We start from the raw sequence: 26,260 nt of genomic DNA on the forward strand, positions 1-26,260 counted from the left end.
GCAATCATTCCGTCCGGCGCAAAGCCCGTTGAATAGTATTGACGGAACCGAAACCGTTGGAGGCAGACTTGGAACGAACGCAAAAGGTAGTCCTGGTGACAGGAGGCGCGAAGGGAATTGGCCGAGGCATAGTGCTGCACCTGGCGGCGGCGGGCTGGAAAGTGGCATTCTGCGATACTGACCAAGCCGTAGGTGAACAGTTGGTTGCCAACGCAGAGGGTGAAGTCGTGTTTCTGGCAGGCGACGTTGCCAGCGAAGCGGATGTTGAGAATATCATTTCCCAAACAGTGCACTGGGGTGGTGGCCTGAATGCCGTTATTAACAACGCTGGCATTGCGGACCCTCATACCGGCCCGATAGAACAATTGGGCCTTGAACAGTGGCAGCGTCGAATGGATGTCAATCTGACCGGGCCGTTTCTGGTGAGCAAACATGCGATACCGCATCTCCGGAAGGCGAGGGGCGTGATTGTGAATATGGCCTCCACACGGGCCCTGCAATCAGAGCCGGATACCGAAGCCTACGCCGCCACCAAGGGTGGCCTTGTGGCACTGACCCATGCGTTGGCCATTAGCCTGGGACCAGAAATACGGGTGAACTGTATCAGCCCGGGCTGGATAGATACCCGTGACTGGCAGGGAAGCGAGCAGGCTGTCGAGCCTCTGTCAGAAGCGGATCACCAGCAGCATCCGGCCGGCCGCGTTGGCAGTCCCGAAGACATCGCTTCACTGGTGGCTTACCTGATTTCCTCCGAGGCTGGCTTCGTCACCGGGCAGAATTTTGTGGTGGACGGAGGCATGACGCGCAAGATGATTTACCATGAATGAAAACCTGATTATGGGAGAAATCATGAAACTGATTGGATCTACCACGTCGCCCTACGTACGCCGCATTCGGCTCCTGCTGAGCGATGAACCGTACGAGTTCATCAATCTCGATATTTATGGTGAAGGCCGTGATGAGCTGCGGCGTACTAATCCCACCCTGAAAATCCCGGTACTGATTGATGGCGATCAGGAGCTCTATGACTCACGGGTTATCGCCCGTTATCTTGGTCAGAAGCTTGGGCTTGACGCCCTCACCTGGGACCAGGAGAACCAGTTAACGCTGATTGATGGCGCCAACGATTCTGCGGTAACCATGCTGCTTTCTGAAAGGTCCGGAATCGATACCAGCCAGGATGCGATGTTCTACAACCTTCAGCGCGAACGCATCATGACAACGTTGCGAACGCTGTCTGCCATGGTGGAAGCGGGGCAGTTTGAGCAGTGGAACTACTCCGCCATCTGTCTCTATTGTCTGGTGGACTGGCTGGATTTCCGTGACCTGGTGGATTTTTCCGGGGTCGATAGCCTGTTGGCTTTCCGGGATGCTCACGCAGACAACTCGTGGGTTTCGGTAACCGATCCGCGCAAATAAGGTTCCTCCACGCCCGGCACTTAATCTGTGTTTTTCGCCCCTCCGTCAAAGCCATTCTGCATAGGCGAGGGGCTCGGGCATCAAGTAAGCGTTTCAGCAACTGGTCGTATTATGCGCTAGGGTAGGTGGTGACTCTTCGCATGCTTCGGCAGATAAGGAGGAACGCTTTGAGTAACTTTCTATCGCTATGGAATGAAGCGGCAACCACGAGCCTGGGCTTTTTCTGGATGGCGCTTTGGGCATTTATTCTGGGTTACGTCATAAGCAGTCTGATTCAGGTTCTGGTTACCCGCCGTAAGATGCAGCAGGCCATGGGGGAGGATGGACCGCGCAGTATCGCGCTCGGCACGTTTTTTGGTTTCATTTCCAGTTCTTGCAGCTTCTCCGCACTGGCCACCACCCGTGCAATCTTCAATAAGGGCGCCGGTCTGGCGCCGTCTCTGGCGTTTATGCTGGCCTCCACAAATCTGGTGATTGAGCTCGGTATCGTGATCGCGGTTTTTCTGGGTTGGCAATTTGTGGTTGGCGAGTATGTGGGTGGTGTACTCCTGATTCTTGTAACCTGGCTGCTGATCCGACTTACCCGGCCGCGCCGGCTTGAAGCACAGGCTCGCCGAAAGATGGATGACGGCGACGGGGACGACGGCAGCTCTGACAAAAGCTGGAAGGAAAAAATAACCAGTAAGGAAGGATGGCAGGCGATCGCCCAGACCTATGTGATGGAGTGGCAAATGGTCTGGAAAGATGTCCTTATTGGCTTCACCGTAGCCGGTATCATCTCCGCCATGGTGCCTCAGAGTTTCTTTGAAGCTCTCTTTATCGGCGCCGGTGGCGAGAACGCGGCCAACCCTGGCTTCCTCGCCGTACTATCGCAGACACTGGTTGGACCAATTGCAGCCTTTTTCACCTTCATCGGTTCCATGGGGAATATTCCTCTTGCGGCCGTGTTGTTTGCTCAGGGAGTGAGTTTTGCGGGCGTCATGGCCTTCATCTTTTCCGATCTGGTTGTGCTGCCAGTGCTCAGAATCAACGCCTCCTATTATGGCTGGAAGATGGCTCTGTACATCCTCGCACTGATGCTGGTCGGCATTGTGACTGTGTCATTGCTGATGCACTACAGCCTGGCCCTGCTGGGCATGTTGCCGGACTTCAGTGGCCAGACCTCAATGGGAGAGCGGGAGTTCTTCAAGTGGAATTACCAGGCTGTCTTGAACATCCTGTTTCTGACCGCCACAGCGATACTGCTATGGTTCTGGCGACAAGGGCAGAAGCAGCATTCACATGACCACCACCATCATGATCACGATCATGGCGGATCTTCGCTGACAGATAAGGTGCTGAGCGTTCTGGTAGTGGTTGCGCTGCTATGGCTCGCGGGCGGTGTTGTGGTGCCATTGTTCTGACGGGGCCATTCGGTGGCTGCCTTTATGGTACCCCCGGCAGGACTCGAACCTGCTACCTTCCCCTTAGGAGGGGGACGCTCTATCCAGATGAGCTACGGGGGCATCGTAAAGGAGGCGGTATGATAACGGCCTGAGGCAGCGGGCTCAAGGCCGTCATTTTTCATTTGTTCACACTGTCTTGCCGTTTCCGGGTAGATCACGTGGGTTGTCGCTGACTATCATAGCCCCGGCCTGTTTTCAGGCAGGGGATGGCGCGGAGCCGTTGGATCAAGTACCGGATAAAAAGGAAATCTGCATGAAGTTCTACAAGTTGCTTGCGCTGTTGCTGGTGGTGTCTTTCTCCCAGGCCAGTCTGGCTCAGAGTTTTGGTGGCTTTGACTCCTACGGCGAGGGCACGAAATCCCTGCTGACTACCGTTGTGAAACAGCTGGGTGTCAGTGATCCCGACAACAGTGTGAAGGTCAAGGTATTTGACACCATTGACGTTGCTTTGGAAGGCAACTGGTACTCCTACTGGGTTGGCATGAACGACCTGGCCAGCTCTAAATACCAGGATGGCGCCGAGAAAGGCTTTGTGCAGGTGATGTTGCCCACCAACGACTCGGGCATCTGGATTCTGACGTTCAACAAGGCAAAGGATATTCCCCAGATTATTGTCTCCATGGCCCAGATTCGTCATGGCAGCCAGGACGGAGCCTTGTCTGTGTATAACGAGAAGAAAAACGACACCGAGAACTACGAAGTAAAGAATGAAAGCGACAAGTTTGCTTTTATTCAGGAGAAGGGCAAGGTGGCATTCAGCATTCTGAATGTGGGGACCGGCACTGGGTCTGTGGTGTATTTCAATCAGTTTGCGGTGGATCTGTAACCAGATTCCTTAACCCGATAACCCGCCCGGTAGCCGAAGCATCGCCGGGCGGGTTCGTAATTTCTCCCGTCAATCCTTCGGCACAGGGCCGAGATCCCGCAGGGTCTGAAGGATCGCTTCATCATTCACGGCATCGCCGCCGGTGGTGACCAGCAGAGCGCGTTGTCGTTCAAGCATGGCCTGTTCGAAGGTCTCTTTCAGTTCCTCCAGCGATACGTTCCGAATAGCGTCGGCCAGGGCTTGTCGGCTGTTAAACTCGGCATTTTCCCGGTCGATCTCCCGCCAGTATCGGCTGGACACTTCGCCCAGTTGCCGGTCACGCTCCAGCAATTGGCTGATCACTGCCTGTTTTTCACGCGCAAGCCGGGTGTTATCCATCTCCGCCAGTTGTTGCGCGAAAGCCTGGCTGAACTCCTCAACGGCTGCGTCGATGGCTTGTGCGTCTGCGGACGGGGATTGCACAACCAGTCCGAGCGCCGGCGTTTCCAGAATTTCGAACGCGGTCGCGTAGACGATGTATCCGAGCTGGCGCGTGGTCCGGATTTCCTCATAGAACGGGCTACTGATGATTTGTGCCAGCAACCGATATCGGGCTCGCTCCGCGTAGGAAGTGTTGTTGCCCTGCAGGTATAAGGTGTAACCGGTATCGGGGTGCTCAACCGCCAGATGCGCAGCGGTCTGGCTTGGAGGCAGCTGGCGAATTCGCGCCCGATCCACGTTGGTACGCTGGTGATCGTTCAGCACCAGAGCCTGTACCTGTCTGGCCATATTCAGGGCACTGGCCTGTGTCAGGTTGCCATGGGCGAGCATGACGGGATCAGTGCGGGCGAGGAAACTGCCGGCAAACTCCCTCAGCTCATTCAGTGTGATGTCGCGCGCTGCGGCCAGGCGCTCCTCCACGGGAAACGTGCCTTCCAGCAAGGCGGTTTGGACAAATTCCGAAGTCTGCTGCACCGGCCGTTCTTTGCTCTTGTTTTCCAGAGCATCCATCAGGTTCTGGCGCGCAATCCTGAATCGCTGTTCGGTAAGGTCGGGGTTGGCGAACTCCAGCAGTATCTGGTTGGCCAGCTTGTGCAGCTTGTCGTTGTAACCGCCGACACGGATGGTAACACCACGAAGATGGGGGTAGACGCTGTAGTCCAGCCCGGCCAGCCGGGCAGAATAGGCCCAGGCGTTGAGGTTGGTGTTAATGGCGTCCACCAGCAGTTGTGTGAGCACTGAACTCCGGGCGGATTCCCGCGCTGCCGGCGTTCTCAGGCTGACAAACAGATTGGCTTTCGGAGTGGCGAAACGGGTATCCCGGGCGTACCAGATATCCAGTCCGTCCAGTTCGGCAATTTTCTCCGGGTGAGCCATGCTATCCCCCCCCACCAGTTCGAGATCTTCTGGAACAAAGGGGTTGGATTCGGGCAGGGCAAGCTGTTCAGCCAGGCTGGGAGCTGCCGGATTATCGAGGTTCAGGGGTGTCCTGACCCAGGGCGTCTGATACCACCGCGTGAGGTTCGGCTCGCTCGCGTCCAGGTTGGGCGCAGCAATCCAGACTTTAAGGTTGGCTGGTTTCAGCTGATTGAGGATCGCCCTGTATTGCTCTGGGGCATACCGCTCAAGCAGCCAGGGGGCGCTTAGAACATCTTCAGGCGGATAGTCCTTGAGGAGTCTGGACAGTCGCATGGCCTCGCTTTGCGCTTCAGCGCGTTCCCGGAAACGGAAATCAATCATGGCCAGCTGTCGCATCTCGTTGAAGCGTTGCTGGCTGATGCCGTTGTCACGAATACGATCTATATATTCAAAGGTGAGGGCAATTATCTCATCCTGGTGTTCCAGGCCTTCCCGGGTGAGCGACATGCTGATGTCGAGAGTGGCGTGTTCGCCGGTGTCCATCCCTGTGCCTGCGGAAAGGCTTTCTACCAGGCCTGCGCGTTTCAGAACGTCAAACAGGCTGCCGGGGCCTTCGTGGCCCAGCAGGTTGGCAACGTAGGCTGCGGGTTTGCTTTTATAGTAACGCTGCTGAGAGGGGATCGGGAAAGACAGCGTCATGCTGCGATTGTCTTTCAGCGTCTCGGCTGTCACTTTCTCTGGCAACCGGGAGGTGTCGTACAGCGGGTGAGGGTGAACCTTGGGTTCAAGGTTACGGTTGGCGATGGCGCCAAAGCGCTCCTGCACCATGCGTTCCAGCTCATCCAGCGGCTGTGGGCCGTAGACTGCCAGGGTCATGATGTTCGCCGAATAGTTTTCTTCCCAGAAACGAATCAGGTCAGGCCGAAGCGGGTTGCCTTCGGTATTTTCCAGGGTCTCCAGGTTGCCGACCGCAAACTGGCTGAAGGCATGCTTCTGATTGCCCGCCGCCTTCCTGACAGAAAGCAGGCGCCGGCCGTCATCTTTAAGCTTGGAACTGTACTCGGAGTGGACGGCATTGCGCTCACGATCCACCAGTTCCGGCGTGAACAGAGGATGAGAAAACTGTTGGGCGAACCGGTCCAGCGCCGGCTCCAGAAACTCGGCTTCGACATCAAAGAAATAGTTGGTGTCCTCAAACGCTGTGAACGCGTTATGACTGCCGCCGTGGCTGCGAATAAATTGCTGGTATTCGCCTGCCTCCGGGTACTTCTCGGTGCCCAAAAACAGCATGTGCTCGAGAAAGTGCGCCAGGCCAGCCCGCTCTTTCGGGTCGTTTCCGCTGCCCACGGCAACGTTCATGGAGGCGGCGGCTTTGTCCGTTTCCGGGTCCGAAGCGAGGATCACGCGCAAGCCATTGTCGAGTTCGATGAACCGGTACTGGTTCGGGTCGTTGGGACTTTGGGTGGGTGACACACTGGCTGTCGCCAGTGGAGCCAGTAACACGGTGACGACAAGCAACAGCCTCTGCAGCAGAGCGTAGCGAGATCGAACAGGTAACGGATGTTTCGAAGTCATGGGGCCTCGGGTTCCGGAATGGCGTTCAGGTTGGAAAAGGGATCAGTGCATCTGGTTGTTTTTGGCGCTCTCAGGCTTCTGTTCTATGGTTTTGCGCGCGAGTTTGGCCGCCTGGTCAGCGTCGAGTTCACCAGAGGCGATCCGCTCCAGCACCGTCGCCATGATCGCAACGGACTGTCGATAATCGGCAAACTCGGCCTGAAACGCCTTGTCGATTGCCTGGTATACGGCCTGGATCTTGTCTTCCCGGGAACCACTGTCGGCGGCAGTGTCGTTGATGGCCTTCAGGCAGGCCCGGGCGATGGCAATATAGCGTTCGGTGTTCGGATTGTTTTTCGGCATGGGAGTTTCTTTTAAACCTTGATGTCTGGCTCGGTTAGTGACGCCGGATGGCGCTGGAAGTTCCCGATTATGTCATTGGTAAGAACCTCTTGCATTGCCTGGTCGTAATTAAATGACCCAATGCGGTGGTCGCGGTTTCTTGTGCTAATCTCAATCACATTGTGTCGATAAACCGGACAGGGAGTGAGGTGGGGTTGGCTGCTTTTAGAGTAATGGCTCTAATAAAAACAATGGGTTACAGAGTAAAAACTCTAAAAAAGTTCGATACATGAAGGTTGCAATTAAGTAGAATTGCCGACCGATGGAATCGGCTACGACTTTAGTCGTATCTGTGTCGGTTAAAGACAAAAAACACAACAGGCAGAATGGAGTACCTATGAATTATTTCCTGACAGGCGGCACCGGTTTTATCGGTCGTTTTCTGGTTGAGAAACTCTTGGCGCGCGGCGGCACCGTGTATGTTCTGGTTCGCGAGCAGTCCCAGGACAAGCTGGAGCGGCTCCGGGAGCGCTGGGGTGCAGACGACAAGCAAGTGAAGGCTGTGATCGGCGACCTCACCAGCAAAAACCTTGGTATTGACGCGAAAACGCTGAAATCACTGAAAGGAAATATTGACCACGTATTCCATCTTGCCGCGGTCTACGACATGGGCGCAGACGAAGAAGCCCAGGCGGCCACCAATATCGAAGGCACCAGGGCGGCTGTTCAGGCTGCAGAAGCCATGGGCGCCAAACATTTCCATCATGTGTCATCCATCGCGGCAGCGGGTCTGTTCAAGGGTATCTTCCGGGAGGATATGTTCGAAGAAGCCGAGAAGCTTGATCATCCTTACCTGCGCACCAAGCACGAATCCGAAAAAGTTGTGCGTGAAGAATGCAAGGTTCCGTTCCGCATCTACCGCCCTGGTATGGTCATTGGCCATTCGGAAACCGGCGAAATGGACAAGGTGGACGGGCCCTATTACTTCTTCAAGATGATTCAGAAGATCCGTCACGCGTTGCCCCAGTGGGTACCCACCATCGGTATTGAAGGTGGCCGGCTGAACATTGTACCGGTGGATTTCGTGGTCGACGCCCTGGATCACATTGCCCATCTGGAGGGCGAAGATGGCAACTGTTTCCATCTGGTGGACTCCGATCCGTACAAGGTGGGTGAGATCCTCAATATCTTCTGCGAGGCCGGCCATGCCCCCCGCATGGGTATGCGCATCGATTCCCGGATGTTCGGTTTTATTCCGCCGTTTATTCGCCAGAGCATCAAGAATCTGCCTCCGGTCAAGCGCATTACTGGTGCGCTTCTGGATGACATGGGCATTCCGCCCTCGGTGATGTCTTTCATTAATTATCCGACCCGTTTTGATACCCGGGAGCTGGAGCGGGTACTGAAGGGTACAGACATTGAGGTGCCGCGACTGCCGTCCTATGCCCCGGTGATCTGGGACTACTGGGAGAGAAATCTGGACCCGGACCTGTTCAAGGACCGCACCCTCAAGGGCACGGTTGAAGGTAAGGTTTGCGTGGTCACCGGCGCGACCTCGGGTATTGGCCTGGCAACGGCAGAGAAACTGGCAGAGGCCGGTGCCATTCTGGTCATTGGTGCCCGCACCAAGGAAACTCTGGATGAAGTGGCGGCCAGTCTGGAGGCCAAAGGTGGCAACGTGCATGCTTACCAGTGCGACTTTTCGGACATGGACGACTGCGACCGCTTTGTGAAGACGGTGCTCGATAATCACGGCCACGTGGATGTACTGGTGAATAACGCGGGTCGCTCCATCCGCCGCTCCCTGGCGTTGTCTTTTGACCGCTTCCACGATTTTGAGCGGACCATGCAGCTGAACTACTTTGGCTCCGTTCGGCTGATCATGGGCTTTGCGCCAGCCATGCTGGAGCGTCGCCGCGGGCACGTGGTGAATATTTCTTCCATCGGGGTACTTACCAACGCTCCGCGTTTTTCGGCCTATGTCGCCTCGAAATCCGCACTGGACGCGTTCAGCCGCTGTGCCGCTGCGGAATGGTCGGATCGCAATGTGACCTTCACCACCATCAACATGCCGTTGGTGAAAACGCCGATGATCGCGCCCACCAAGATCTACGATTCCGTGCCGACGCTGACACCGGATGAAGCCGCGCAGATGGTGGCGGATGCGATTGTGTACCGGCCCAAGCGCATTGCCACCCGTCTTGGCGTGTTCGCGCAGGTTCTGCATGCGCTGGCACCGAAGATGGGTGAGATCATTATGAACACTGGCTACCGGATGTTCCCGGATTCTCCAGCAGCTGCTGGCAGCAAGTCCGGCGAAAAGCCGAAAGTCTCTACCGAGCAGGTAGCCTTTGCGGCGATTATGCGGGGGATATACTGGTAATCGTCGTTATAGGCCAAGAAAAAACCCGCCTCGGCGGGTTTTTTCGTTTCGGGTTGGAGATTTCATTCCTGGGGTTCTTCGGCAATTTCGATTGGCGGCGGCGGAAACCCGCCCAGTTCACGCCAGCGATTGACGATGCCGCAGAACAGGTCTGCTGTCTTTTCCGCGTCGTAGGCGGCGGAGTGGGCTTCCTTGTTGCTGAAGGGAATGCCCGCCAGTTTACAGGCCTGGGCCAGCACGGTGTGGCCGTAGGCGAGGCCCGCCAGGGTTGCGGTATCAAACGTTGAGAATGGATGGAACGGGTTGCGTTTGATATCGGCTCGCAGCGCTGCCGCGAAAACGAAATTATGGTCAAACGTGGCATTGTGGCCCACCAGTACCGCTCGCTTGCAGTCGTGTTCTTTTACCGCCTTGCGGATGGGAGAAAAAATCTCGCTCAGACCTTCCCGTTCCGGTACCGCCTCCCGCTCCGGATTCCAGGGATCGATGCCGGTGAAATCCAGGGCCGACTGCTCCAGATTGGCGCCTTCGAACGGGTCGATCTGCTGCACGTGAGTTTCGCCCCGGCGCAGCCAGCCATCCTCATCCATGGTCAGCATTACGGCAGCGATCTCCAGCAGAGCATCACGTTCCGGGTTGAAGCCGGCGGTTTCCACATCGACCACCACCGGCAGAAAGCCGCGAAAGCGCTGGGACATGGGGTGGGGCTGTTTGTTTTCGTCTGACACTCGAACTCCGATGTTCGTGGTAGTGAATGAATAGGGTTTACGCCAGGCGCCAGTTAACGGTTTCGCCGGCCTTCAACGGAACAATGCCGCCGCCGGCCAGAGGCAGGTTCTCCGGCATGGTCCAGGGTTCCCGGATCAGCGTCACGGTGTCGGTGTTCCGGGGCAGGCCATAGAAATCGGCGCCGTTGAAGCTGGCAAAGGCTTCCAGCTTGTCCAGAATGCCCAGTTCCTCGAAGATATCGGCATACAGGCCGATGGCGCCGTAGGCGGAGTAACAGCCAGCACAGCCGCAGGCGGCTTCCTTCTTGTCTTTCGCGTGTGGGGCAGAATCCGTGCCCAGGAAAAAACGGGGATCGCCGCTGGCTACGACCTCTCTTAGCGCCTCCTGATGCTTGTTGCGCTTGAGGATGGGCAGGCAGTAAAGGTGTGGGCGAATACCGCCGACCAGCATGTGATTGCGGTTATACATCAGATGCTGCGGTGTGAGAGTTGCCCCGAGGTTATTGCCCTGGTGGCTACGGACAAACTCGGCCGAATCGGCCGTGGTGATATGCTCAAGAACCACCCGGAGCGACGGGAACGCCGCCAGCGTTGGTGCCAGAACCCGCTCCAGAAACACCTTTTCCCGATCGAAAATATCGATGTCGCTGTCGGTCACCTCGCCGTGTACCAGCAACAGCATGCCGCAATCCGCCATCGCCTCCAGCACCGGGTAGATATTGCGAATGTCCGTTACGCCGGAGGCAGAGTTGGTGGTGGCGCCAGCCGGGTACAGTTTCGCTGCCACTACGCCGGCGGCTTTGGCTTCACGAATGGTCTCGGCGGTGGTGCTCTCGGTCAGATACAGGGTCATCAGGGGCTGGAAGTCCGTTCCCCGGGCCGCGGCCAGAATGCGATCCCTGTACGCCATGGCTGCGCTGGCATCGGTTACCGGCGGTACCAGGTTAGGCATGATGATAGCGCGGCCGAAGCAGGCGGCGGTGGCGGGCACCACATCGTTCAGAATGTCGCCGTCGCGCACGTGCAGGTGCCAGTCGTCCGGGCGTGTGATGGTTATCTGTCGGGTCATGAGAAGGTATCCGAAAGCGAGCGCAAAATTTCGCGGATTATATCAGAAGCGAAAAGCAGATGTTTTTAACCTGATCGTAAGTTATCCGGCTCAAGTTCCCGGTCGGGTCGCCGTTAACCGGTTAGTTCACTGGTTTAAAGGCTCCACGGGGCATTCCTATGGTTTCACCCAATTGGTTCTTCAGGCAGAGCAGATTGCTGAAATTGATCGCGACGGCAGGGTTGATGTCATTGCCCTCTGCGCCTGTGCTGTCATCCAGTTATGGTGCCGGTATTGAAAACAGTCAGTGGTATCTCTCCGAGTCGGTCTTTGAGTGTTCCCTTGTCCATGAGGTCCCTGGCTTTGGCCGCGCCGTGCTCAGGCACCGGGCAGGGGAAGACCTGCGTTTCTATCTCGAATCGGATCTCAGTGTGATGCGCCCCGGCCAGGGCCAGTTAGTGGTCGAAGCTCCGCCCTGGCGGCCAGGAGTTCCACCGAGCCCCATTGGTGCTGTGCAGGTAACGGATAGTCCGCGCTCTGTGAACCTGGGGAATCGGGAAGCGGTGTTGATTGCCCAGGGGTTGTCCCGAGGTATGCAGCCGACAGTAACCCGAGCCGCGGTATACAGCGGCCAGCCCGTGCGGGTGCAGTTGTCGAATGTGAATTTTTCCGGCCCGTACGCCGGCTATCGTGAATGCGTTGCCAGTCTGCTGCCGGTTAACTTCGACCAGGTTCGGCGCAGCCGGGTTCCGTTTGCCAGCGGGAGTACCAGCCTGTCACAGGCAGACATGAACCTGCTCGACAATATTGTGACCTACGTGATGGCCGACAGCACGGTAGAGAGAATCTTCGTGGACGGCCATTCCGACAGTATTGGTAGCCGGATTGATAACCGAGCGCTGTCGGAGGAAAGAGCCAACGTGGTGGCCGAGTATCTCAAATCCAGGGGAATCGATGAGACTATGCTGACGGTCCGGGCCCACGGTGATCAGTATCCGGTTTCCCGCCGGCCGGCTGATAACCGCCGCACCACCATTCGTTTGCAACGCCAGGGTGAGCGCCCGGAACTGCTGCAGGCTAACAGTATGGGAAGTGAGTTTTCGGGATAGCCGGAACACGCCATCCCGAGTTTCAATATACTGCGTTCAGGACTTCCAGGTGCGCGGCCACACCCTCCGCCAGGGCTTTCAGGTGATACCCGCCTTCCAGCGTGGAGATGATGCGGTCGTTGGAGTGGTCATGGGCGACACTCACCAGCATTTCCGTTAACCATCGATAATCCTCGGTTTCCAGATTCAGCTCCGCCATGGGGTCCAGCCGATGCCCGTCAAAGCCTGCCGAGATCAACACCAGTTGCGGACGAAAATCCTGCAGTTTCTTGAGCCAGGCGGCTTCAACCGTCTTGCGGTACTCAGCCGCTGAGCAGTCGGCTGAAATCGGCGCATTGACAATATTGTCGGCCTGCCGGTGCACGTGGGAGTGCGGATAAAACGGATGCTGAAAGCTGGAACACATCAGTATGCGTTCATCACCACTGACAATATCTACCGTGCCGTTACCCTGATGCACATCGAAATCGACAATGGCCACCCGCTCAAGGTGGTGGAAGGTGAGCGCCCGCATCGCCGCCAGGGCGATATTGTTATAGAAACAGAACCCCATCGACTTGGCACGTTCGGCGTGGTGTCCCGGTGGCCGGGCGCAGACAAAAGCGTTGGTTACCTGGCTGCTCATCACCATATCGACAGCCTGCACATTGCCCCCCGCGGCCAGCTTCGCCGCTCTCAGGGTGTCCGGCATCATCGCGGTGTCCGGGTCGGTGAACACCCGGCCCCGGGTTGGCTGCATCAGGTCCAGCTGGTGCAGATAGCTTTCCGGATGCACGGTCAGCAGTTGGTCCCGGGTGATTTCTTCCGGACGAACCCAGTCCAGTTCCTGTTGCAGGTTGGTATCCGCGAGGTAGGCGAGAATGCTTGAAAGACGCTCTGGGCTTTCCGGGTGCTCCGGGCCCATGTTGTGTTTCTTGCAGTCGTCGTGGGAAAAAAATGCCGTGGTCATGGGTAATGCCTGAACCTGAATATGCTTATTATCGCTTTCATGTTATCAGGGATAACCGAAGCCTGTCGTATTTCTTTGGTCTAATAACTCGTTAGTCGATTTACATCATGAAATCGCCACCTAAGATAAGGTATACACTGATAAGCAAGCCGTTTTATTGAAGTTTGTACATTCCTGTCGCGCACACCACTGGGAGAGCCGCGTTGAGTACCCGCTATCTGGAAAGCCTGTTCAATCCTGAATCCATTGCCGTTATTGGCGCCTCGGAACGCGCTGACAACCTCGGGGGTATGGTGTTGCGGAACCTGCTGGGCGGCGGCTATCCGGGCCGGCTCGTGGTGGTCAACCAGAGCGACTACGAAAACGTGCACGGGGTGCCCTGTGTGCGCAAAGTGTCCAAACTGGATTTCAGTCCGGACCTGGCGATCATCTGTACCCCGCCGGACACGGTGCCGAAAATGATCCGCAAGCTGGGTGAATGCGGCGTGCGCACCGCCATTGTAATGACTGGGGGCATGTCCCGGACTCACAGTAAAACCGGCCAGCCATTGATGTATTCAGTGCGCGATGCCGCCCGGGAGACCGGCATCCGCGTACTGGGCCCCAACACTATCGGTTTGATGGTGCCGGCGCGGCATCTGAACGCCACCTATGCCCATATGGGGGCCATTCCCGGCCGCGTTGCCTTCGTGGGGCAGTCCGGCACCATTGCCAGTTCGGTGCTGGACTGGGCTTTTGCCAGGGGGGTGGGCTTCTCTTACTTCCTGACCCTGGGTGACGGCATGGACATCGATCACGACGACCTGATCGACTATCTGGCCCAGGACACCCAGACCCGGGCGATTCTTCTGCACATTGAAAACATCCCCAATCCCAGGCGTTTCATGTCAGCGGTGCGGGTGGCCTCCCGAACCAAGCCTGTGATTGCGGTGAAATCCGGACGGGTGCCCGAATCCGAGTGGTTTACCCATGCCTTGCCCGCTGGTATCAAACGCAGCGACCCGGTCTACGATGCCATGCTTCAACGCGCCGGTGTGTTGAGGGTGGACGGGCTTGGCCAGATGTTTGATGCCCTGGAAACCCTGACCCGGATGCGCCCGCTGCGTCGGGAATCCCTGGCCATCATGGCCAACGGCGTGGGCCCCGGCGTATTGGCGGTGGACCGGCTGGCGGATCTCGGCGGTGAACTGGCGGAGCTGTCGGAAGATACGGTCAGGGAACTGGGAGAACTGTTGCCGCCGTACTGGACCCGCAAGAACCCCATCGACCTGAACTATGACGCCACGCCCGAGCTCTATGGCAAGGCCATCAAGATTCTGGCGAAGGACCCTAACGTGGCTAACGTACTGGTGATGTACGCACCCACACTGATCGAAGACAGCCTGCAGATTGCCGATTCCGTGGTGCAGGCGTCCAAGGGCACCCGCCTGAACATCTTTACCTGCTGGTTGGGGCAGAGCACGGTGATGGATTCCCGGGAAGAGTTTTACCGGGCTGGGCTGCCATCGTTCTTTAACCCGGAAAAAGCGGTGATGGCGTTTATGCAGCATGTTCGGCATCAGCGCATTCAGCGGCTGCTGACCGAGACGCCCGAATCGTTTACAGACCACTTCGCCGACCGGGCCAACACCCGCAAACTGGTCGCCAGGGCCTTGCGGGATGGCCGGCGGCATCTGTCAAACCGGGAAGCTCGGCGGGTGATCTGCGACTACGGCATCAATACCATTGAAACCGTTTACTGTGATGACGTGGAAGAGGTGCTGGAGGTCTTCGCAGTCGAGCGCCGCCCCATTGATGTAACTGTTATCCACGAAGATGTGTGTTATCCGTTCCTGGATCTGAGCCCGACCCAGCGCCGCTATAAGGGCACGGTCAAAAAGCTCAACAGCGAACAGGTGATCATCGACAGCTGCCGCTTCCTGATGGACGAATATCGGGAGCATTTCCCGAAAAGCGGCTTCCTGGGTTTTGCCGTCCAGCGTTCCTACCAGCATGTTGGCGGCATCGAATTCAGTGTGGGGATCACCCGTGATGAGGTCTTTGGGCCATTGGTGGTTTGTGGGGCAGCCGGTGCCCAGATCAACATCATGACTGACCGCCAGATAGCCTTGCCGCCGTTGAACATGGTGCTGGCCCGCGAGCTGCTGCGGCGCACTTACATGTACAAACTGCTTAAAGAACACAGCCTGAAGCCGGAAGAGGATATCCGGGCAGTGTCCGAAACCCTGGTGACGCTGTCACAGATTGTGATCGATATACCGGAGATCAAGGGCCTGGAAATCTCGCCGTTGTTGTTCAATGAGCAGGGCGCCGTTGCTGTAAACATCGCCATTGACCTGGATGAACATCCGGTCAAGCCCATTATCCAGCCCTACCCGCGAGAGCTGGAGGAGTGGCTGGTATTGCCCAAATCCGGTCGCCGCGTGATTATTCGCCCGGTGCTGGCGGAGGATGAGCCTGCCCACCGGCTGTTTCACGAGCATCAGTCTCCGGAATCCATCCGTTACCGATTCTTCCAGTACCGCAAGCATTTTTCCCGGGAAGACGTGGCCCAGATGGTGCAAATCGACTATGACCGGGAAATGGTGTTCATCGCCAATGCGCCCCGTGAAGATGGTGAAGGCGAAGAGACCCTCGGTACGGTGCGTACCTGGACCGATGCCGACAATCTGCGTTGCGAGTTCGCCGTCATGGTAGATGACCGGATGAAAGGCGAAGGCCTGGGTGTGGCCCTTATGCAGAAGATGATTGATTATTGCCGTGCCCGGGGCACCATGGAAATGATCGGCAATGTGTTGCCGGACAACCGGCCGATGTTGCAGCTGGCCGAGCATCTGGGGTTCGAAATCAAATACAACCCGGAGGAAGAAGTGATGGATCTGCGGCTGGTATTGAACGAGCCGCAGAAAGACTGGCAGAAGGAACGGCTGGGTAAAGGGGGGCATCTGTAGCCCTCCGTTCCTTTACTCCTCGACGATGGCGGAGCGATCTTCTCCGCCCAGGGCTTCCAGCAGCCCGGGAATCAGCCGTGACAGCTCCAGAGTCATGATGGTGAAAGCTGCATCAAACTTGGCCAGGGCGTCGTCGACATCGACGTCGTCCAGCTGCTCTTGCAGGGTTTCACCGAATTTCAGCCGGCGTATGCCCAGCTCTTCATCCAGCACGAACGAGACATTGTCGTCCCAGGTCAGGGCCAGCTTGGTCACCTGCATTCCGGCTTCCAGGTGGTTGCGGATCTCGTCGGCTTTGAGATCGAGGCCTTTGCAGCGTACCACGCCGCCATCTTCTGACGGGTCTTTCAGTTCGCATTCGCTGCCCAGCGTAATATTGGCCGGGTGATCAATGCTTTCGTTCAGCCAGCCGGTGAGGGTGAAGGCGGGGGATTGCTCAACCGCAGGCGGGCGCACAGGCAGTGATCCCAGGCTTTTGCGCAGGGTGGAGGCAAGGTCTTCGGCCTGTTTCGCGGAGCCGGCATCAACCACCAGCACGCCGTCCTGAGGGGCCAGGTAAGCAAAGCATCGGCGGTTGCGTGAAAACGCCTGGGGCAGCATTTCCAGCATCACCTGTTCTTTCAGTTCGTCTTTTTCCTTCCGGCGCACCTTTCGGCCCTGCTCCAGCTCAATGGCTTCGGCACGCTCTTCCACAGCCTCCTTCACCACTGGCCCGGGCAGGATCTTCTCTTCTTTTCTCAGGGCAATCAGGTGATAACCGTTGGCGCTGTGCACCAGTTGGTCGCCATGCTTACCCAGGGGCGGAACCCAGCCCTGGCGATTGGTTTCCTGAGGACCACAGGGTTTGAATGCGTCCGCCTGGAGTTTCTCTTCCAGCGCTTCTGCGGAAATATCGAAAGGTTTGGTGAAACGGAAAACACGGGCATTACGAAACCACATGGGTCTGAATCCTTGCGTCAGGTCGGAGCTTGTCGAATCGAAAAAAGGGGAAGGGATGATACGGCTACCAGGCGGTAGCCGTAAAGTGACGGCAGGCCGGTCAGATCTGCATAACCTCCACCAGCACGGTTTTCACGATAAAGCCGACAACACCGGCGCCAAGCACGGTGAACAGGGCGATGGTGCCGAATTTGCCGGCCTGGGATTTCTTGGCCAGATCCCAAACAATGAAGCCCATCCAGGCAATAAGGCCGGTCAGAAACACCAGCATGGCGATCTGGGAAAATACTGCTTCGTTCATTGCTACTCCGATATCAACATATGTCTGAAGGTGTTAAACACAGGTCGGAAAACCGCCTGACTACTGCTCGTCCCGCAGGAAAACCCAGTTGTTGTTATCGGATTGGTCTTCGCTGAAATAGTACCCATCCAGGTTGAAGCCTTTGAGATCATCAGCCTGGGTAATTCGATTCTGGATGGCGTAACGGCACATCAGCCCCCGGGCTTTCTTGGCGTAGAAGCTGATCATCTTGTACTGGCCGTTTTTCCAGTCCTTGAACTGGGGGGTAACGAGGCGGGCGTCCAGGTGTTTTTTCTGCACGCTCTTGAAGTATTCGTTGGAGGCCAGATTCACCAGCACCTTGTCGTCGCTGGCCAGGAGCTGGTTCAGGGCCTCGGTAATCTTGCTGCCCCAGAACGCGTACAGGTCTTTGCCCCGGGTATTTTCAAACCGGGTGCCCATTTCCAGTCGGTAGGGCTGCATCAGGTCCAGCGGTTTCAGCAGTCCGTAGAGGCCGGATAGGATCCGCAGGTGTTTCTGGGCAAAACTGAAATCCTCATTACTGAAACTCTCGGCATCCAGACCGGTATAGACGTCGCCCTTGAACGCCAGAACGGCCTGTCGGGCATTATCCGGCGTAAACGGTGTGTGCCAGGTCTGGAAGCGCTCGGCGTTCAGTTGCCCGAGTTTGTCGCTGATGCTCATCAGGTTGCTGACCTGATGTGGTTCCAGCTCTTTGAGTTGGTCAATCAGTTCACAGGCATCGTCCAGGAAATCCGGTTGAGTATGGGTTTCCGTTGCCAGGGGGCTCTCATAATCCAGAGTCTTGGCAGGGGAGATGATCATCAGCATGTCAGAGGATCCTCATTGCAGAAACGTGAGTAACTGGTCCCTGGTGAACGGCCAGTCCAGCTCCGCTCCGGTGTCGTTGCGGCGCAGCACCGGGATGCGGGTGCCGTAGCGCTCCACCAGGGCTTCGGACTGGGCAATGTCCACCACATCCACCGGAATGGGCTCGGGCATCGGGGTGCTGACCAGCAGCGCCTCTGCCAGTTCGCACAAATGGCACTGGGTTGTGGTGTAAAAAAGCAGTTCCATTATTTTTTCGGCTGCGCGTCAATTTGCTGGCCATGAACGCCTTTGCTGTCCCGGCCCATCAGATACAGGTAAATGGGCATCAGCTGCTCCGGGTCCGGGTTTTTCTTCGGATCTTCCGCCGGGTAGGCGAGCACGCGCATGCCTGTGCGGGTCGCGCCCGGGTTCAGGCTGTTTACCCGGATATTGTGGCGCTCGTCGTCCAGTTCGTCGGCGAGTAACTGGGCCAGGCCCTCAACGGCAAACTTGGAGACGGCGTAGGCGCCCCAGTATGCCCGTGCCTGCCGGCCAACGCCGGACGAGGTGAAGATCATGGAGGCGTCCTCGGATTTGCGCAGCAGCGGAATCATCGCCCGGCTCAGCAGGAATGGCGCTGTGGCATTCACGTGCATGACCTTGTTCCAGGTTTCCGGATCGTACAGCTCAACCGGGCTGCGAGCACCCAGAATTCCGGCATTGTGCAGGAGGCCATCCAGGCGACCGAAATTGTCTTCCAGGGTCATGGCCAGCTCTTCATAATCCTTGACCGCCGCCCCTTCAAAGTTCATAGGCACGATGGCAGGTTTGGGGTGGCCAGCGGCTTCAATCTCGTCGTAGACTTCCTCCAGCCGCGAGACCGTGCGCCCAACCAGGATGACGGTGGCGCCATGGGCAGCATAGGCTTTGGCGGCAGCGCGTCCGATACCACTGCCGGCACCGGTTACCATGACAATGCGGTCTTTCAGAAGATCGGCGGGTGCCTGGTAATCTTGCATAACCTGTCTCCGTAAATCAGGCCGGACCAGGCCTTGCTCAGGCCGGTCGAAAATAATTGGGCGCTATTGTAACAGCTTTGTCAGGTCGCTGACGGTATCGGCAATCCGGTCGGCTTGCCACAGGTCAACCGTCTCCGGTTGCTCTATATAGCCGTAACGTACTGCGATGGTGTGCATTCCGGCGTTCCGGCCCGCTTCAATGTCCCGTTCGTGATCACCGACATAGACAGATTTTATCGGCTCCACCTGAATCTGCCGGCAGGCCAGCAGCAGTGATTCCGGGTGCGGCTTGCGTTCGGCCACGTGGTCCGGGCAAATCAGAGCGGCACAGCGTTGCGCCAGGTCCAGGGCTTCGATCAGGGGCACCGCGAAGCGTGCGGGCTTGTTGGTGACGATGCCCCAGGGAATGCCCCGGCTCTCAAGGCTGCTCAGCAACACGTCCATGCCCGGGAAAAGGGTGGTTTCAACGGCTACACCGAGTTCATAGAGATCGAGAAAGGCTGTGTGCTTTTCCGGATAACCCTCGTGTTCCGGCTCCAGCCCGAATCCCACCCGAATCATCGCCCGGGCGCCATTGGAAACCGAGCGCCGGATCTGTTCTGCGGGCAGTGCCGGCATGCCGTGTTGCTGTCGGAGCTGGTTCAGGCAGCGGATGAAATCCGGGGCGGTGTCGATCAGGGTGCCGTCCAGGTCGAAGAGCACCGCCGCCGGTGTCTGCTCAGTCTTCACGGGTATCCCGGGCATGCATCAGGTAATTGACGTCGACATCCCGCCCAAGCTTGTACACCTTGGTGATGGGGTTGTAAGTCATGCCGGTGAGTTCGCGGACTTCCAGCCCGGCATGGCGAAGATGGTCGGACATCTCCGAGGGGCGGATAAACTTCTTCCACTCATGGGTGCCCTTGGGCAATAGGTTCAGAACGTACTCTGCACCGACAATGGCGAACAGGAACGACTTCGGGTTGCGATTGATGGTCGATACGAACATGTGGCCACCGGGTTTCAGCATGCTGGCACAGGCTCGAATAACCGATGCCGGGTCGGGCACATGTTCGAGCATTTCCAGGCAGGTAACCACGTCATACTGACCGGCATGTTCAGGATCCCGCGCCAGTTCCTCGATGGTGGTCTGGCGATAGTCCACTTTCACGCCGGACTCCAGGCCATGGAGCTTGGCTACCGACAGTGGCGCCTCGCCCATATCGATACCGGTAACATGGGCGCCCCGCAGTGCCATGCCTTCGGACAGCAGCCCGCCGCCGCAGCCAACATCCAGAGCCCGTTTACCGGCCAGCGATACGCGTTCGTCGATGTAATTCAGCCGCAACGGGTTGATGTCGTGCAGTGGCTTGAACTCGCTGGTAGGGTCCCACCAGCGGCTGGCGAGCGCCTCGAATTTGGCAATCTCGTTCTGGTCTACGTTCTGGTTGTTCATGTTCGGGGTTACTCCGGATAATCAGCTGAGAATCTGTTTGCGCCATTCGTTCACCCGCAGAACCAGATCTGGTACGTCGATGCGGGTAAGTCTGCCATCCTGTAATTGTGGTACGCCATGAATCCAGCTGTGGCTTACTGCCCGGCCGTGGTTGCTGTAGACCAGGTGTGAAGCGGGATCGTAGACCGGCTGCAGATAGGGGTCGCTCAAATCAACGGCGATCAGGTCCGCCAGTTTGCCTGCCACCAGGGAGCCGATGTCCTGATCCCGCCCCAGGGCACGAGCACCACTGAGAGTTGCCATCTCCAGCGCCTTGTGAGCCGACAGGGCAGCGGCATCGCCGGCCACAGCCTTGGCTACCATTGCGGCGGTTTTCAGTTCGCCGAACAGATCCAGATCGTTGTTGCTGGCGGCGCCATCGGTACCGATGGTGACATTGATATCGTGATCCAGCAGTTTCTGCACCGGACAGAACCCGCTCGCCAGTTTCAGGTTGGACTCCGGGCAATGGACAACATGGGCGCTGGTCATTTTCAGATGAGCCAGGTCGGATTCGTCGATCTGGGTCATGTGTACGCATTGCGTATTGGCACCGAGAACACCCAGGTCTGCCATACGCGCCAGTGGTCGTTGCCCGCTGGCTTTTACCGCTTCCGCTACTTCAAAGGCGGTTTCGTGCAAATGCAGTTGAATGGCTGCGCCGGTTTGCTGCGCTAATTCCACGGCGGCGCCCAGAGGACCGTCGGAAACGGTGTAAGGGGCGTGGGGCCCAATGGCTGGCATGATGTAGTCATCCCGCTGCCATTGTTCAATTAGGTCCGCACCTTTGCGCAGGTATTCTTCTGGCCCTGAACCCCATACCGTTGGCATATCCATCAGAGGAAAGCAGATCTGTGCACGCATGCCGGTGTCGTGGGCTGCCTGGGCAGTCACTTCCGGGAAGAAGTACATATCCGAAAACGTGGTGGTGCCGGTGCGGAGCATCTCTGCCATGGCCAGGCGCGTGCCGTCTGCCACGAACTGCTCGCTGACAAACTTGCCCTCTGCAGGCCAGATATGATCATTCAGCCAGGTCATCAATGGCAGGTCGTCAGCCAGGCCCCGGAACAGGGACATGGCGGTGTGGCCGTGCAGGTTGATCAGCCCGGGCAGGACAACATGCTGGTTCAGGTCGAGGGTTTCCCGTGTGCGATAACTCTGGTCTGCCTCAGCCTGCGGCACGATCGCCAGAATTCGGCTGCCTTGAAGGATCACGGCCTGGTGTTCAAGGACAACCCCGAAGGGTTCGACGGGAATCAGCCAGCGGGCGTTGATTCGGGTATCGGCTGCGGTGATGGTTTCTGCCGTCATTAACCTGCCTTGCGGGTTCGGGGCACCGGAGGCGCCTTGAAATTCAATGGGCAAGTATAACCAGCGCGGTCAGGCAGAACTACCCCGGTGGCGGCCGCTGCGCTGCGATTTTCCAGACATTCATCAAGCCTCTTCAAATCAGGGCAGTCAATCTGGTTTGATAGGGCTATACTCGCTGTTTTTCTTTGGTTCGGGAGTTGTTTATGGCAGGTCGATCTTCCAATCGTTCCATCGGGACGGTAGCAATGCGCTGGCACGGAGACAGGCTTGAATTGCTGGATCAACGCCTGCTCCCGGCGGAGGAGCACTGGATTGTTGCGGATGGCGCGTCGGCGGTGGCCCAGTGCATAACGGATATGGTGGTGCGCGGGGCACCAGCCATTGGCATCAGTGCTGCCTACGGGGTGGCCCTGGCAGCCCGCCACGCAGGCGGAGGCGATTGGCAGGCCGAGATCAAACAGGCTATTCGAGTGTTGGCGAAATCCCGGCCTACGGCGGTGAACCTGTTCTGGGCGCTGGAGCGCATGGAAAAGGTGTTCCACGCCTGCCATTCTCTGGACGAAGCCACTGATCGGCTGGCGGCAGAGGCTGTTCGTCTGCATGAGGATGACCTGGCGGCCAACCTGGCCATGGCGGATTATGCGCTGGAGGTGATGAATCCCGACAAGCCTATCGCAGTGCTGACTCACTGTAACACCGGTGCACTTGCCACCGGAGGATACGGTACCGCGTTGGGGGTGATTCGCCGTTTGCACGAGGAAAAACTGTTGAAGCGGGTCTATGCCGACGAAACCCGGCCCTGGCTTCAGGGCAGCCGATTAACCGCCTGGGAGCTGACCCGTGACCATATTCCCGTTACGCTCAATGCCGATGGCGCGGCAGCGGCCATAATGGCTTCCGGCAAGGTTAAATGGATTGTGGTGGGCGCCGACCGGATAACCGCCAACGGTGATGTGGCGAACAAGATTGGTACCTATAACCTGGCGGTTCTGGCGCGGCATCACAAGATCGGGTTTATGGTGGTGGCTCCCTCCAGTACTGTCGATATGTCGCTGGAGTCCGGCAAGGATATTCCGATCGAAGAGCGGGAGGGCACCGAGGTTCGTGAAATCCGCGGGATTCCCCTGGCGCCCGCCGGCGTTCAGGTCTTCAATCCGGTGTTCGACGTGACACCGGCCAGCCTGATTGATGCCATCGTGACCGAGAAGGGCGCAGTGCGTAACCCCAACATTACCGGAATGCGCGCGCTGTTTACCTGATATTCCGTTTTGCCCCGGAGCTGGTTGCCGGCTTGTCCGGCGCTGGCCCGGCGGTCTTCATGCCAGCTTTCAGTTCTGCCACTTCCTTTTCCTGCTGTTCTATAAAATGCAGTGACATTTCAAAGCTCTGGCGGGTGAATTCCAGCACTCTGCGGAAGCCTTCATCCGACAGGTTTCTGGCATCGTCGTGCCGGCGGAAGATGTTAATGAATTCCCGTTCCCGCTCGAACTGGAGCGGAATCCGGCCTATGCCCCAATCGTTGAGTATCTGCCACACCTCGGGGTTATAGTTACGGGTGGTGCGCATGATAAACGGGATCGGATCGCTGCGGGCCACCAGGGCGGCGAGTCTCAGAATCAGCTCGAAGGAGAGGGTGGAGGTGCCATTTTCAATGGCTTCCAGCAAAGACTTGTCTTTGAGGTTCAGGGCTTCACTCATTTCCGAGAGCGTGAGGCCCGCAACTTCCCGTATGTCTTTCAGCGATTGGCCGGCTGTCAGCATGGCCCGCAACTGATCCTGAGAATTAATCAGGGCCCGACCGACCCGCAGGGAGGTGTCGGTTGCCCGGGCGCCCAGACGAAGTGCCGAACCCGTCAACCCGGCTATACGTTCCAGCATACCGTCTGGGGTTTTATCTTTCGGGCCAGAGGATTCCAAGCCCTCAGCTTCGTCCATGGAATACATGGCGTGCAGGGCGTCCAGTAGCATGTCCCTGAACACCCGGGCACGCTGTTGGGTACTCTGACCGCTTTCCCCGGACGGCTGCCCAGCCATGATTTATGGTGCCTCAGTCTTGGCCGCAAACTGGGTGGGCATCAGAATGGACGCCATACGTTGATCCAGCTCCAGCAAGTCGGCCATGATGTGTCCGCCTTCCTGGATGACGAAATCCAGTTCTTCGTCAGTGTTGTCCAGATCTGCCGCCTGTTGATCCTGCCAGTCTTCCAGAGCTTCCAGGTCTTCAAACGGTTCTTCGCCTTTCAGTTCCCTGCGGGCATTGGCGATGGTCAGGCGGGTCTGCTCGATCTGGTTGTGCTGGTTCTTGCGCTCGTCCACGTTAAGGCTGACGTAATCCATCTGTCGCTGGCGATTAAGGAACTCGATTTCCTTCTGCAGCAGCTTGAACTCCGGGTTGGTGGCGAACCGCTCTTCGTGGCGATTCCGCAGTTCGTCAATCACGCCGGTAAAGTCGAAATAGCGGGCATGGGGAACGGCCTCAATCTGGTCCCACGGCAGGGCGTGGTCCAGAGCGTCCTCACCAATTCGGGTTTTATCGATGCGCGACGGGATTTCGATGTCTGGAATCACCCCTTTGTGCTGGGTGGAACCGCCGGAAACCCGGTAAAACTTGGACTGGGTGATTTTCAATTGACCGTGGTTCAGTGGCCGAACGGCCTGAACCGTGCCTTTGCCGAAGGTTTGGGAGCCAACCACCAGGCCTCGACCATAATCCTGGATAGCGCCGGCGAAAATTTCAGAGGCGGAGGCACTCATCCGGTTGACCAGCACCACCAGAGGGCCGTCGTAGACCACGGACGGATCCTCGTCTTCCAGTACCTGAACATCGTTGTTGGCGTTACGGATCTGGACCGTGGGGCCTTCGTCGATAAACAGGCCAACCAGGTCGTTGGCTTCGTGCAGTGCGCCACCGCCGTTATTACGAAGATCCATGACCACGCCATCCACGCCGCTGGCCTTGAGTTCCTCAATCAGTTTACGCACGTCGCGGGTGGTGCTTTTGTAGTTGGGATCGCCAGCCTGCATGGCCTGGAAATCGGCGTAAAAGGTGGGGATGTTGATGACACCGATACGATAGGTCTCGCCGTTTCGATCCAGTTCAATCACGTCTTTGCTGGCGCTTTGTTCCTCCAGCTTCACCTCATCCCGCTTGATGGCGATGGTTCGCGTGATGGTCTCGTCACTGGCGTTGGCCGGGATCACTTCCAATGTCACGGTGGAATTGCGAGGGCCGCGGATCAGGTCCACCACCTCGTCCAGGCGCCAGCCGATCACGTTCACTGGCTTTTCATCGCCCTGGGCAACAGAGACGATGCGGTCGGCAGGCTGCAGCTGACCCTGCTTGGAGGCCGGGCCACCGGGTACCAGACGCACTACCTTGGTGTACTCGTTATCGGATTGCAGTACCGCGCCGATGCCCTCCAGCGAGAGGCTCATGTTGATATTGAAGTTCTCGGAGGTACGGGGCGAAAAGTAAGAGGTGTGAGGGTCCCACATACCGGTAAAGGCATTCATGTAAGCCTGGAATGCATCTTCGCTGCGGGCCTGGTAAGCGCGTTTGAGCTGGCCTTCATAGCGGCGGCGCAGCGTCTCTTCGATCGCGTCATCGTCTGCGCCGTTCAGTCTCTGGGCCAGAACCGCGTTTTTAATACGCTTCGTCCAGAGCTCGTCCAGAGCGGCTTGGTTTGCCTCCCAGGGCGCCTCGGAACGGTCGACGCGAATCCTGTCATCGGCAGTGAAGTCGAGTTGCTCAATACCGTTGTCGATGAGCCCCAGGGCGAACTTCAGGCGTTCGATAACCCGCTGTTGAACCAGGTTGTAAATATCAAAGCCCGGCTGGAGTTGGCCGGTTTTGAGCGCTGACCCCAGGTGTTTCTTGACCCGGGAAAGGGCGTCAATGTCTTCCTGGGTCAGGTAGATTCTCTGGCTGTCCAGGTAATTCAGGTAGGCATCGAAAACATCGCCGGACAGTTCGTCGCTGATGCCGAGATTGCGGAAATGAGTGAACTGCAGCTGCCGGGCAATCAGAATATTGGCGCGGGCCTGGTCAATAGTGGGCGCAACCGGCTCATACCTGGCGGAGTCATCAATCTTTGCGTAGGCGCCGGAGACAAGGAGGCCCAGGGCCAGAGCCGTGACCGCGCCTGCTTTCCGGGTGAGGGAAGTCAGGGAAGGGCGCTGCATGGAGTTTTCCGCAATGGTCATAAATGCATACCTGAAGCTGCTGGGAATCGCCACCAATGAAATTGGGGTGAATACCCGTGACTGTTCAATTTATTGTAGGCAACCGCTACACCTGTTGCCATAGGCCAGGGG

Annotated in this window: 23 protein-coding genes and 1 tRNA gene; 8 read left to right on the forward strand and 16 right to left on the reverse strand. The window is 57.6% G+C overall.

Translation table 11 applies throughout. The features are described 5' to 3' along the window. Positions 1-68 precede the first annotated feature (68 nt). From JIF53_RS05275 to JIF53_RS05285, 3 genes are all read left to right on the forward strand, one after another. Entirely contained in the window at positions 69-827 is a 759-nt protein-coding gene (locus JIF53_RS05275; protein ID WP_199451998.1) for an SDR family oxidoreductase, read from the forward strand. A gap of 22 nt (positions 828-849) precedes the next feature. Next, the gene (locus JIF53_RS05280) at positions 850-1,419 is read left to right on the forward strand and encodes a glutathione S-transferase family protein (RefSeq protein ID WP_199451999.1); all 570 of its coding nucleotides are present in this window, start codon (positions 850-852) and stop codon (positions 1,417-1,419) included. A 167-nt stretch (positions 1,420-1,586) separates the two neighbouring features. Then, entirely contained in the window at positions 1,587-2,822 is a 1,236-nt protein-coding gene (locus JIF53_RS05285) for a permease (RefSeq protein WP_023008808.1), read from the forward strand. Between the two features lie 25 nt (positions 2,823-2,847). Here the strand turns inward: JIF53_RS05285 and JIF53_RS05290 are convergent. Then, positions 2,848-2,924: transfer RNA gene (locus tag JIF53_RS05290), tRNA-Arg, on the reverse strand. Positions 2,925-3,117: 193 nt separating this feature from the next. On the opposite strand from JIF53_RS05290, the gene JIF53_RS05295 reads away from it, so the two are divergent. After that, positions 3,118-3,690, forward strand: a complete 573-nt coding sequence (locus tag JIF53_RS05295; RefSeq protein ID WP_011785969.1) for a hypothetical protein — start codon at positions 3,118-3,120, stop codon at positions 3,688-3,690. Between the two features lie 69 nt (positions 3,691-3,759). On the opposite strand, the gene JIF53_RS05300 is transcribed toward JIF53_RS05295, so the two are convergent. Further along, positions 3,760-6,603 carry an insulinase family protein gene (locus tag JIF53_RS05300; protein ID WP_199452000.1) on the reverse strand — a complete coding sequence of 948 codons (2,844 nt, stop codon included), beginning with the start codon at positions 6,601-6,603 and terminating at the stop codon, positions 3,760-3,762. Between the two features lie 42 nt (positions 6,604-6,645). Next, the gene (locus JIF53_RS05305) at positions 6,646-6,945 is read right to left on the reverse strand and encodes a hypothetical protein (protein WP_153741650.1); all 300 of its coding nucleotides are present in this window, start codon (positions 6,943-6,945) and stop codon (positions 6,646-6,648) included. A 376-nt stretch (positions 6,946-7,321) separates the two neighbouring features. Here JIF53_RS05305 and JIF53_RS05310 point away from each other — a divergent pair, with 376 nt between their 5' ends. Then, a complete protein-coding gene (locus JIF53_RS05310; protein WP_014421967.1) occupies positions 7,322-9,307 on the forward strand; it encodes an SDR family oxidoreductase in 1,986 nt (661 codons plus the stop codon). A 62-nt stretch (positions 9,308-9,369) separates the two neighbouring features. Here JIF53_RS05310 and rnt read toward each other — a convergent pair whose 3' ends face one another. Together rnt and pyrC are read right to left on the reverse strand one after the other, a co-directional pair. After that, positions 9,370-10,035, reverse strand: coding sequence for a ribonuclease T (rnt, locus tag JIF53_RS05315; protein ID WP_011785965.1), 666 nt, complete (start codon positions 10,033-10,035; stop codon positions 9,370-9,372). A 37-nt stretch (positions 10,036-10,072) separates the two neighbouring features. Next, a complete protein-coding gene (gene pyrC / locus JIF53_RS05320) occupies positions 10,073-11,104 on the reverse strand; it encodes a dihydroorotase (protein WP_199452001.1) in 1,032 nt (343 codons plus the stop codon). A 158-nt stretch (positions 11,105-11,262) separates the two neighbouring features. Between pyrC and JIF53_RS05325 the strand changes: the two genes are divergently transcribed. Then, positions 11,263-12,192 (forward strand): flagellar protein MotY, encoded by a 930-nt coding sequence (locus JIF53_RS05325; protein WP_199452002.1) that lies wholly within the window; start codon positions 11,263-11,265, stop codon positions 12,190-12,192. Between the two features lie 22 nt (positions 12,193-12,214). Here the strand turns inward: JIF53_RS05325 and JIF53_RS05330 are convergent, their stop codons facing one another. Beyond that, the gene (locus JIF53_RS05330; protein ID WP_011785962.1) at positions 12,215-13,141 is read right to left on the reverse strand and encodes a histone deacetylase family protein; all 927 of its coding nucleotides are present in this window, start codon (positions 13,139-13,141) and stop codon (positions 12,215-12,217) included. 203 nt (positions 13,142-13,344) lie between these two features. Here JIF53_RS05330 and JIF53_RS05335 point away from each other — a divergent pair, with 203 nt between their 5' ends. Continuing rightward, the gene (locus tag JIF53_RS05335) at positions 13,345-16,092 is read left to right on the forward strand and encodes a GNAT family N-acetyltransferase (RefSeq protein ID WP_011785961.1); all 2,748 of its coding nucleotides are present in this window, start codon (positions 13,345-13,347) and stop codon (positions 16,090-16,092) included. Positions 16,093-16,104: 12 nt separating this feature from the next. Here JIF53_RS05335 and rdgC read toward each other — a convergent pair whose 3' ends face one another. The 8 genes from rdgC to JIF53_RS05375 form a co-directional block, all read right to left on the reverse strand. After that, positions 16,105-17,031 carry a recombination-associated protein RdgC gene (rdgC, locus tag JIF53_RS05340; protein WP_011785960.1) on the reverse strand — a complete coding sequence of 309 codons (927 nt, stop codon included), beginning with the start codon at positions 17,029-17,031 and terminating at the stop codon, positions 16,105-16,107. 100 nt (positions 17,032-17,131) lie between these two features. Further along, positions 17,132-17,332, reverse strand: coding sequence for a DUF2788 domain-containing protein (locus JIF53_RS05345; protein ID WP_011785959.1), 201 nt, complete (start codon positions 17,330-17,332; stop codon positions 17,132-17,134). 60 nt (positions 17,333-17,392) lie between these two features. Then, positions 17,393-18,163 carry a peroxide stress protein YaaA gene (gene yaaA, locus JIF53_RS05350; RefSeq protein ID WP_011785958.1) on the reverse strand — a complete coding sequence of 257 codons (771 nt, stop codon included), beginning with the start codon at positions 18,161-18,163 and terminating at the stop codon, positions 17,393-17,395. Positions 18,164-18,175: 12 nt separating this feature from the next. Beyond that, positions 18,176-18,409 carry a glutaredoxin family protein gene (locus JIF53_RS05355; RefSeq protein WP_011785957.1) on the reverse strand — a complete coding sequence of 78 codons (234 nt, stop codon included), beginning with the start codon at positions 18,407-18,409 and terminating at the stop codon, positions 18,176-18,178. Further along, entirely contained in the window at positions 18,409-19,161 is a 753-nt protein-coding gene (locus JIF53_RS05360; RefSeq protein ID WP_011785956.1) for a YciK family oxidoreductase, read from the reverse strand. Before JIF53_RS05360 ends, JIF53_RS05355 begins: the two co-directional genes overlap by 1 nt. Positions 19,162-19,224: 63 nt before the next feature. Further along, positions 19,225-19,890: a phosphoglycolate phosphatase gene (gene gph / locus JIF53_RS05365; RefSeq protein ID WP_011785955.1), complete on the reverse strand. Its 666-nt coding sequence runs from the start codon at positions 19,888-19,890 to the stop codon at positions 19,225-19,227. After that, entirely contained in the window at positions 19,880-20,596 is a 717-nt protein-coding gene (gene ubiG / locus JIF53_RS05370; RefSeq protein WP_011785954.1) for a bifunctional 2-polyprenyl-6-hydroxyphenol methylase/3-demethylubiquinol 3-O-methyltransferase UbiG, read from the reverse strand. Before ubiG ends, gph begins: the two co-directional genes overlap by 11 nt. A 21-nt stretch (positions 20,597-20,617) precedes the next feature. After that, positions 20,618-21,946, reverse strand: a complete 1,329-nt coding sequence (locus tag JIF53_RS05375) for a TRZ/ATZ family hydrolase (RefSeq protein ID WP_011785953.1) — start codon at positions 21,944-21,946, stop codon at positions 20,618-20,620. Between the two features lie 203 nt (positions 21,947-22,149). Between JIF53_RS05375 and mtnA the strand changes: the two genes are divergently transcribed. After that, the gene (gene mtnA / locus JIF53_RS05380) at positions 22,150-23,205 is read left to right on the forward strand and encodes an S-methyl-5-thioribose-1-phosphate isomerase (RefSeq protein WP_011785952.1); all 1,056 of its coding nucleotides are present in this window, start codon (positions 22,150-22,152) and stop codon (positions 23,203-23,205) included. On the opposite strand, the gene JIF53_RS05385 is transcribed toward mtnA, so the two are convergent. Then, a complete protein-coding gene (locus tag JIF53_RS05385) occupies positions 23,198-23,980 on the reverse strand; it encodes a helix-turn-helix domain-containing protein (protein WP_199452003.1) in 783 nt (260 codons plus the stop codon). The two genes, mtnA and JIF53_RS05385, sit on opposite strands and share 8 nt — an antisense overlap. 3 nt (positions 23,981-23,983) lie before the next feature. Further along, positions 23,984-26,149 (reverse strand): carboxy terminal-processing peptidase, encoded by a 2,166-nt coding sequence (locus JIF53_RS05390; RefSeq protein ID WP_011785950.1) that lies wholly within the window; start codon positions 26,147-26,149, stop codon positions 23,984-23,986. Between the last annotated feature and the right edge of the window lie 111 nt (positions 26,150-26,260).

The sequence above is a fragment of the Marinobacter sp. bablab_jr008 genome (assembly GCF_016464145.1).
Classification (GTDB): Bacteria; Pseudomonadota; Gammaproteobacteria; order Pseudomonadales; family Oleiphilaceae; genus Marinobacter; species Marinobacter nauticus.